This window comes from Streptomyces sp. NPDC048392, assembly GCF_043200575.1.
Lineage (GTDB): Bacteria > Actinomycetota > Actinomycetes > Streptomycetales > Streptomycetaceae > Streptomyces.
This window is the reverse complement of sequence record NZ_JBICYB010000050.1, coordinates 20,187-28,998: the sequence shown is the minus strand read 5'-3', so window position 1 is coordinate 28,998 and position 8,812 is coordinate 20,187. Positions and strand designations below refer to the sequence as shown.

7 protein-coding genes are annotated in these 8,812 nt (G+C 66.0%); 4 read left to right on the top strand and 3 right to left on the bottom strand.

The window, feature by feature from the left end; all coding sequences use genetic code 11:
* Nucleotides 1-68 precede the first annotated feature (68 nt).
* The gene (locus ACGFYH_RS34240; RefSeq protein ID WP_393807067.1) at nt 69-653 is read left to right on the top strand and encodes a hypothetical protein; all 585 of its coding nucleotides are present in this window, start codon (nt 69-71) and stop codon (nt 651-653) included.
* A 55-nt stretch (nt 654-708) separates the two neighbouring features.
* Complete coding sequence (locus ACGFYH_RS34235) at nt 709-3,003, top strand: hypothetical protein (RefSeq protein ID WP_393807066.1); 2,295 nt, start codon at nt 709-711, stop codon at nt 3,001-3,003.
* Here the strand turns inward: ACGFYH_RS34235 and ACGFYH_RS34230 are convergent.
* Nucleotides 2,993-3,181 carry a hypothetical protein gene (locus tag ACGFYH_RS34230; RefSeq protein WP_393807065.1) on the bottom strand — a complete coding sequence of 63 codons (189 nt, stop codon included), beginning with the start codon at nt 3,179-3,181 and terminating at the stop codon, nt 2,993-2,995. The two genes, ACGFYH_RS34235 and ACGFYH_RS34230, sit on opposite strands and share 11 nt — an antisense overlap.
* On the opposite strand from ACGFYH_RS34230, the gene ACGFYH_RS34225 reads away from it, so the two are divergent.
* Both ACGFYH_RS34225 and ACGFYH_RS34220 read left to right on the top strand, forming a co-directional pair.
* On the top strand, nt 3,168-6,431 hold the full coding sequence (locus ACGFYH_RS34225; RefSeq protein WP_393807064.1) for a hypothetical protein: 3,264 nt from the start codon (nt 3,168-3,170) through the stop codon (nt 6,429-6,431). The two genes, ACGFYH_RS34230 and ACGFYH_RS34225, sit on opposite strands and share 14 nt — an antisense overlap.
* Nucleotides 6,432-6,534: 103 nt before the next feature.
* The gene (locus tag ACGFYH_RS34220) at nt 6,535-7,014 is read left to right on the top strand and encodes a hypothetical protein (protein ID WP_393807063.1); all 480 of its coding nucleotides are present in this window, start codon (nt 6,535-6,537) and stop codon (nt 7,012-7,014) included.
* 72 nt (nt 7,015-7,086) lie between these two features.
* Here ACGFYH_RS34220 and ACGFYH_RS34215 read toward each other — a convergent pair whose 3' ends face one another.
* Together ACGFYH_RS34215 and ACGFYH_RS34210 are read right to left on the bottom strand one after the other, a co-directional pair.
* Complete coding sequence (locus tag ACGFYH_RS34215) at nt 7,087-7,656, bottom strand: hypothetical protein (protein WP_393807062.1); 570 nt, start codon at nt 7,654-7,656, stop codon at nt 7,087-7,089.
* A gap of 139 nt (nt 7,657-7,795) precedes the next feature.
* A complete protein-coding gene (locus tag ACGFYH_RS34210) occupies nt 7,796-8,548 on the bottom strand; it encodes a hypothetical protein (RefSeq protein ID WP_393807061.1) in 753 nt (250 codons plus the stop codon).
* Nucleotides 8,549-8,812: the final 264 nt, after the last annotated feature.

Below are 8,812 nucleotides of genomic sequence, written 5' to 3'. Positions count from 1 at the left end.
AGCAGGCACCGATCGCCTACGAACAGCAGTCAGCTCCCCTGACATTTGCCGCATAACGAAACGAACAGGTGTCCACTCATCGGGGACAAGACCCCCCCACGGACTTCTACTCGATCGTCGGCATCGACGGGATCGACGAGGACGGGCTGATCCACTTCTCCGACGGCGGCGAAGGCCAGGTCTACCTGGTCGTCGGCTCGGCGAGCTATCTGCTCTTCGACGAGGACCGGGTCGGGATCCTCGACCGGGTCGACTCCTTCTGGCGCAAGGTCGAGACGGCCTGCGAGCACAGCTTCATCACGACGAAGGAGCCGCAGCGGGTCTACCACCAGGTGGCGAACCTGGAGCGGCGCAACCAGACCCTGCAGGTCCGCGATCCAGATCTGATCGAGCTGCAGAACGAGCAGTACGACATTCTCACGCAGCACGTGGGCGGGAAGTTCACCTCGATCCACCAGTACCTGCTGCTCAAGGGCAAGAACGCCGACGCACTGCGCAAGGGGCACCAGGTCCTCCAAGCCGAGGTCGGCGGCTCGACTCTGATGATCAAGGAAGCCACGGTGCTCGACCGCGAGGAGGCCCTGCCGATGCTCCGGCTCTTCTACCAGGGCATCGACGACGAACTGCTCGATCTCGAGGCGTCGCTGAACTGACCAGCGCCAGGCCGACCACCATGACGAGGAACGAACGAAGGACACCATGGCGCTGATGACGAAAGTCCGGGCACAGCTCGGCATTCCGGGAAAGAAGCCTGACGAGACGAATGAGACCGCGGAGCTTGTGGTCGATGATCTGCGCGCGGACGGTGCTGCTCAGGCTGAGGGCGTGCAGGACGCTGCGCCGGCGGACGGCGCAGCCGATGAGGCCGCCGAGCCGACGAAGAACTGGTGGCAGCGCCGCCGGGAGGTGAAGCACCTCCAGGGCACGTTCGACGCCTACCCTCACCTGCTCGCGCTGAAGCCGAAGGAGAAGTACCTCTTCCGCTCCGACTATTTCGAGGTCGACGGCTCGGTCGCCTGCATCCTGGCGTACTTCCACGACGACGCCGCGCACGACAACTTCGCCGCCTTCTGGGGTATCGACCGGATCCCGGACGGCCTGGACGAGCGGGCCACCGCCATCGTGCTTGAGCAGGTCAAGCGGATGGATGAGAAGTGGATCGACTCGTACACCAAGCAGTCGGAGAAGCTGGACCGGCTGGACGCGAACGAGCAGGCGGAAACGGGCACGACCTCCTCCAAGCGCAAGGCCGCGAAGATCTCCGATGACCTCGGGACCACGATCGGCGAGATCCAGGACGGTGCGAGCTATCTCTCGGTGCACAACCGGCTCTTCCTCAAGGCCCCCGATCTGGCGACCCTGGACGACACGATCGACCGGGTCACGCGTCTGTACATCGACCGATTCGGCACGCTGAAGGCTGCGCCCTACGCCGGCGAGCAGCGCCAGGAGCTCTCGGGCTTGTGGAAGAACAACGAGAAGAAGAAGGGCAAGGGCTTCCACTTCACCTCGACCGAGCTGGCCGGCTCGTACTCGCTGGTGACCAACGGCCTCAACGACCGAGGCGGCGAGTACGTCGGCTACATGGTCGGCGACGTCAACAACAGCGCCGTGCTCATGGACGTCAACGCCTACGACCACCACGCGATCGTCGCCGACGCCACGCTCAGCGAGTACCTGGACCGCCAGCGGGTGGCCAACTTGTGGTGCTCGAAGATCTCGCAGGCGGCGCTGCTGAACAACGGCCAGGTCGTCCACCTCATCCTCGACGGAGCGAACCTCGACAAGCTCGGCCCGAAGTTCGAGCGGCTCACCTCGCGCGTGGACCTGAATCAGGGCGACGTGAACATGTTCGAGATGTTCGGCGAGGAGGAGGACGAGCTGACGGTCTTCTCCGCCCAGATGGAGAAGCTCAAGCTGATGTTCGAGCAGCTCTACGAGACCAGCGACGGAGCGATCGGCTCGATCATCCGCAGCGCCCTCGAAGACACCGCGACCGACTTCTACATCGAGCAGGGCATGTGGCGGCACAACGCCAAGGAGCAGCGTCGCCGCCTGCGCGTGGTGAACATCCCGCACACCCAGGTGCCGCGTCTTCAGATGTTCGTCTCCTACGTGGCAACCGCGCACAAGGCGCTGCTGAACTCCAGCAAGACCGACCCGGACCAGCTGCGTGCATACAACGTGCTCAGGGGCATCGCCAACGCGTTGCTGAGCACCAACGGCGACCTGTTCAACAACCACACGGCCTCGGCCGTGGACGGGGTCCGGGACTCACGGCGCGTGGTCTACGACTTCTCGCGGCTCATGCGCCGCGGCAAGGGCGTGGCGATGGCGCAGCTGGTGAACATCGTCGGCTTCGCCGTCGGCAAGCTGGGGCTCGGCGACACGGTGATCATCCACGGTACCGAGCACATCGACGACCGGGTAAAGAAGTACATCGCGGACCAGTTCGATCATATGCACGAGCGCGGCGGCCGGGTGGTCTACAGCTACAACGACGTCGACAAGATGCTGGCCGACAGCGACTTCAACAAGTTCGACGGCGCGGACTACACGCTCTTCGGCCCGATGCGCGACGGCGCGGTGGTGGAGTACCAGAAGCAGCTGCACCAGCGGATTCCGCCGGATCTCGCCCAGCTCATCACGACCAAGGGCGAGAACCTCACGTACCTGCGCCGGGGCGTCTCCAACGTGGTCTTCCACCTGGATTTGGCACTGGGGATCAACCCCTACCGCGAGGCCCAGCGCAGGCAGGCCCACATGGAGGCGGCCAGGGCCGAAGAGGCGGCGCGGATGGACGCGATCCTGCACGACAAGCCGGCACCGGGCGCGAACCTCACCAGCATTCGGAAGCACAGCGAGGGCGGCGACGGCGAGGCTGACGCGGGCCAGAGCGGCGGGGGCAAGCGCCGCGACGGCACGAAGGGCCTGCAGCAGCCCGAGGACGGCGCGACGCGGCCGGCGAGGAAGCCCAAGCCGAAGAAGCTGGTCAAGGCATGAGCGAGGTCAGCGCTGATACGAGGGCGAGGAGTAGGGGAGAGACGATGAACGGGACGATCACGGCGGTGGTGCGGCTGCGTGCCTGGGCCGGCCACGGCGGTGGCGGAGCCTGCCAGGGCAGGCTCGCGCGCGGGCTCGCCTTCGTACTCCTGGCCGCGCTGTTCGTGCCGGTCTTCATGGTGGCGACTTCTTCGCCGGCGACCGCGGCCGACGAGAAGGAGCGCGACAACTACAGCCTCTACCAACTGGCTTCGAATGCGAGCTCGTACTTCAGCGAGGAGAACTCGCCGTCCAAGGACATGTACAAGAAGTGGGAACTGGGCGACAAGGGCATGCACAAGAACTGGAAGCCGGTCACGAGCAGTCCTGCTTCGGGTGGTTCCATGCTCGGCTACGCCGACCCGGACTTCAGCCTGGGCAACATCGTGGGCTGGTTCTTCGCCGAGGTCTCGGGGTCCTCGCAGACCGTCACGTACGAGACCCTGGCGGCGAAAGATGACAAGGGCAACGCGAAGTACTCGGGCATGCTCGACTACGCGCACTTCGGGGCGGCGAACACCGACCTCGGCCTGGACACGATGTCCTCGGGCATCGGCGGCCAGATCGTCAGCGTGATCGGAGGCTCCGTCATCTGGGTCCTCTACGCCCTGGCGCTGGCGGTCGGCACGCTGTTTTACGTCATCCTCCAGTTCCTGAAGCTCATCAATCCCTTCATGTGGTTCTACAGCGCGGTCGCGGCGGTCAATCCGACCTTCGCCGACGGGATGACGGGAGGTGACACCGGAGGTGGCGCGCTCGCGGGTCTGCAGCACTGGATCAGTGGCTGGTACGGCCTGCTGGTCGATATCTCGTGGCAGGCGCTGGTGCCGATCTTCATCGGCTTCCTGCTCATCGGCCTGGTCATGTTCAAGAAGATGGACCGGGGTTCGGCGATCAAGAAGCTCATCGTGCGCGTCGTCTTCATCGGCGTCGGCCTGCCGCTCATCGGGTCGATGTACACCAGTGTGCTCGACAAGTTCGACAACTCGGTTCTCGGTCAGCATGCCGGTCCGACGCGCGTCGTGCTGAGCACCTACGTCGACTTCGAGGCGTGGATGATGAACGACCGCCTCGGAGTCCCGGACCAGGCCACTGTCTCCTGGAACGGCGACCAGGCGAGCTCTGACGCGATGATGTCGGTGCGCACGAGCGCGCTGGCGATCAACAAGCAGTCCCACGGAGCGACGTTCAACGGCATCAGCATCGGCTCGAAGGCCAACGACGCCGAGACGGCTTGGAAGGACGGCACGGTCTCCGTCGGCACCGGTGCGTCGGACGACTTCAAGGCGGTGTTCTCGACCTTCGGGATCATCGGCAAGTACATCGGCAGCAACGAGATCGCAGCTTCCGACTTCGAGTCGGGGATCAAGAGCTCGATCACGCAGCTGGGCGAGAGCGCGGATGTCAAGAAGAGTTGGTTTGTCGACAAGGACAGCTACGGCGACGTGGAGGATTTCGGTGAGGAGGAGGGGCCGAAGCCGGTGGATCACCCGGTGATCTCGACCGACGGCACGGGCCTGACCTCCTCTCGTCCCGGCAAGGATTCGACGGTCTTCACGACGACGGGGACAAAGGCCGGCTGCGGCTTCACGGTGGGCAAGACGCCCTCCTCGTGCAACCTGTCTCCCCTGGCGGCGTACAACTACCTCAACACCGGGTTCAGCCCCAGCTCGCTGAACATGTACAGCTCGAACAACGCCACGTCCGGCTTCACCCGCGAGAACCACATGGCCGTCAGCCAGGTGGGCACGGGGCCGGCGAAGTTCATGTACTGGTCCAACGCGGCCACGGTCCTGGGCTCCATCGTCCTGCTCGGCTTCTGGTACGCCATCGGCATGCTGGCCGGCTCGGTCAAGCGGATTTTCGGCCTCGTAGCGGCCGTGCCGTTCGCGACGCTGGGCGCGATGGCCGCGATCGCCAAGGTGATCGTCTACTCCATGGCGCTGATCCTGGAGGTCCTCGTCACGCTGTTCATCTACCAGTTCGTCTCGGAGTTTCTGATCTCGGTCCCGGACATCATGGCCGGGCCCGTGTCGAGCTTCATGAGTCCGGGCGGCCTGTGGGGCAGCGCTGCGCTCGGCGGGATCATCGTGGTGATCCTGACGCTCATCTCGTCGCTGCTGATGATGGGCATCACCTTCGCTCTGCTGCGGGTCCGCAAGACGGTGCTGCAGGCGATGGACGAAGTGGTCACCAAGCTCGTGGACAAGTTCCTGGAGACCAACACCGCGCCGCAGCCGGACAAGGGCGGGATGATGCCTGCTCTGGCCGCAGGTGCGGGGGCCGGCGCGGGTATGGCCATGGGCAACAAGCTCGCCAACGGGTTCAACAGCAAGACCAGCGGCCCGGTGTCCCCGAGCACGGGCAAGCCCGCGGGCAGGACGGTGTCGACGAACGCCGGCGGCACCAACGGCGACGCCACGGCTCTGACCGCTGACAAGCAGGCGCTGGCCCTGGAGGGCGGCGAGGGTGGTCCAGGCGATCCGAACAGCCCGGCACTTGACGGTGGTCCTGGTGGCGGTGGCTCCGGCGGCGGTGGCGGTCCTGCTGGTGCGCTGGGCGTGTCTGGCCAGGGCGACGGTCCCGACGACAAGGGCGGTCCGCTGCAGCTGACCAGTGGCGGAGCGGGCAGCTCGCACTCGGACAAGCAGACGGCACAGAATCTGAGCAACCAGGGCGGCCTGTCGAATCTCGGGTATACCTCGGACGGCAACAAGGTCATCCTCGGCGAGGTTCTTGCCTCGTCCACGGAGCCGCCGAGCTCTCGCGGTGGCCCTCATGGGCAGAGCAGCGCCGGCGGCGCTGGTTCTGTCCCGACCAGCGGAGGCCGTAGGGCCGTCGCCGGTCAGACGGACCCGACGCAGTTCGGCACGGGTGCCCAGGGTGCGCAGAGCCAGCAGGGCAGCAACCAGCAGGCTGCACCGCAGCGCTTCAGCGGCGGAGCTACTTCTGGTCTTGTGCCTGTCCCTGCTTCCGGGCAGCCGGCCGCGCCGAGCACGCGTCCGACGCGATCCGCTCAGGACACCCCTGCCCCGAGGCAGCTGGGAGCCGGAACGTCGGCTCCTCGTCCCGTGGCCGCTCCGGTTTCGGGCCAGACTCCGGCTGCGCCTGGTGCGCGGACACCGGCTCGGACGCAGGCAGCGCGTCAGCCGGGTTCGACTCAGGCGTCGACGCCGGCACCGCGCCAGACGCCCGCGCCGCGGGCTCAGGCACCGCGGACGTCGGCTCCTGCACCGGCTCCTTCGCCGCGGCAGGCTCCGGTTCCGCGCCCTCGTCCCCGTCCGCGCCGGGTTACCAATCCGGCCCCTCAGAGCGTGGAGACTCCGGAGCCGCAGCAGCGGCCGGCCGGTGGTCTTCGCCGGGGCCGGCGCGAGAAGCCGCAGGACTGATCGGGCGAGCGTGGAGGGCTGACGCACCCGGTGAGGACGACCATTGCGATCGTCCTCACCAGGTGCGTCGTCTTTTGCGCAGCAGGAGGAGAAGGGGAAGAGGATGAGGCTCGGATCGAGGCTTCGCGGCGAGTTCCCGCGCGGCTGGTGGCGCTCGGCGCGATGGTGGATCACCGGGATCCGCGATCTGGCATTGAGCACTGCGGCGGCCGTGGCCACCGTGGTGTTCGTCGGCGAGGTGAAGCGCGCTGTGCGGCATCGCGACGAGCCGCGGACTCTGGCGCGCCTGTCCGGCACGTTCGAGGGGTACGCGGCCAGCCTCTTGGGCAACAGCGCAGGCTTGGTCGTTCTGGTCACCATGGCGATCGAGGACGGTCTGCCTGTGGTGCTGACGACGTTGCTGGCTGGGTGGGGTCTGCTCAACATCGCCATCAGTGCCACGGTGTTCGTCGTGGTCGCCCGGTCGAGGATCCGGCAGTCGGCAGCGTGGGCTGAGCTGGATTTCGTCGAGCAGCACGCGCCGAAGTACGGCCGGCCACCGGAGACGATTGAGGAGTACCGGGCGCAGCAGCTCCAGGAGTAGGCGTCAGCGAAAAGACAGAACCCCGTGGACGTGATATCCACGGGGTTCTGTGCTGCCTGGGTGGTGCGGCAATCAGCTGTGCTGGTTGCAGTCCTTGGCCATCAATGCCTTCGCCTGGTCGCTGTCGGCCGGGATGAGCTGGACCTGGTCGATCGCATAGGCGAAGGTGTACCCGAGCGTGATCATGCTGTTCGACATCGAGATCGAGCCGGATCCCGGGTCAGTGCCCGTCTGGTCGGAGCCGTTGACGTCGTCCCAGAGCACACTGGTCCGACTGTCGTTGATCGTGCCGGTCGAGAGAACCTGGTACTGACCCTTGTCGGTCGTGCCGTCCTTGACGATCGAGCCGTGCTTGATGTCGCCGAGGGCCTTCGTGGTCAGCTGGCACTGCTGGTCACCAGCGGTGACGTTGATGTACGTAATCTTGTGGCCGTCGATTGCGGCGATACCGCCGCGCGCCCCGTCGGTGATGGAGATGTAGGCACCGTCGAAGCTGGAGGCCTGGCTGCTGCTGGGGCTCTGCGAGGAAGCAGCATCGCTGCTCCCGCTGCAGGCGGTGAGCATGAGAGCACCCGCGGCCAGGGCCGCGGCGGACACGGCGATCCTGGTCCGCGTCGCACGTGCGGTCCTGGTGGAGTTCATGGTGTTCTTCCTTCATTCGTTCTGGACAGTCGGTTTGGTCAGCTCTGCGGAGGTTGGACCGGCGGCATGCTCGGCATCGGCGGAATCGTAGGCGTCTGACGCGGGGACAGCAGAATGAGGACTGCGGCAGCCAGCATCACTACCGACAGCAGCGCCAGGAGCACCACGCCCGCTCCGACGGAGGCATAGCGGGCGTGGTGCTGACGGAGCCCATGGTCCCGAAGCCGTCGATCATGCCGATCAGGAGGCCGGCGACGATGCCCACGACTCCGGCGGTGACGCGGGACCAGTTCGTCTTGCGGATGACTGCCACGACAGAGGCGGCGATGGCCACGAGCATGGTGAAGAGTAGGAAGCCGTCCTCGCCGCCGGCCTCGTCGCTGAAGTAGTTGCCCGAGAAGCCCATGGCTGAAGCGACCGGCATGAACAACGAGATGATCGCCAGGAACGCCGCGGCGGGAAGGATAAAGGTGGCCAGCCCTCTCAGCTTGGCCGGTCCGGGATACGAGGTGCTCTGCTGCATCGAGCGCGCGGCTCTCTGTGTTGCGGGGGCAACGCGGCTGCCGAGGAACTCCTTGGCTCCAGAGTTCTCGACGGCCGGCACGACCTTGGTGTTGAAGAAGTCCCGGGCACCGTTGACGACCTGTTTGGCTCCGTCGGCCATCTGCCGCATCGACGGATCACGGGGCCGGCGCTCGGGAGCGATCAGTCCGGCATGAAGGGCGGCATGGCGCTCGGACATCGCCGGCTCGCGGTGATACGTCTGCTGGAACCCGGCACCCCACTGCTCGGCCGTGACATCGAGCGGAACCCGCGATCGCGGCGGCACCCGGTGAAGCTGTTGCATGGCCTGTGTCGGCTGCTCGGGTAATTGAGGCTGATCCTCAGTCATGATCGCCCCCGCCTTCTCTCGTTCAGTCCTGCGTGTCCAGGTGGTGCCCTCTTCACAGGGACCGGCGTCTCGGCTCCACAGTTCCACACCGCATCCCCGAGACCCGGCTCCCGACCACGCCCGGGAGCCGAAGCCGGCCCCCTTGAGAACCACCTGCCCGACTTCCGAGCCTTCTTCTCGCACATCAGCACTTGCAAAGTGCATTCACAAGCGCACTGTCAGTATTGCAGATTGATGTACCGGATGTACCACCCTCACGACAGA

Bases quoted from the DNA above. Each gene is read 5' to 3' on its own strand.
- ACGFYH_RS34230 (WP_393807065.1), bottom strand. From the start codon at position 3,181: ATGAAGACCGGCACGAACAGCGCGGCCAGGAGTACGAAGGCGAGCCCG.
- ACGFYH_RS34220 (WP_393807063.1), top strand. From the start codon at position 6,535: ATGAGGCTCGGATCGAGGCTTCGCGGCGAGTTCCCGCGCGGCTGGTGG.
- ACGFYH_RS34215 (WP_393807062.1), bottom strand. From the start codon at position 7,656: ATGAACTCCACCAGGACCGCACGTGCGACGCGGACCAGGATCGCCGTG.
- ACGFYH_RS34210 (WP_393807061.1), bottom strand. From the start codon at position 8,548: ATGACTGAGGATCAGCCTCAATTACCCGAGCAGCCGACACAGGCCATG.
- ACGFYH_RS34235 (WP_393807066.1), top strand. From the start codon at position 709: ATGACGAAAGTCCGGGCACAGCTCGGCATTCCGGGAAAGAAGCCTGAC.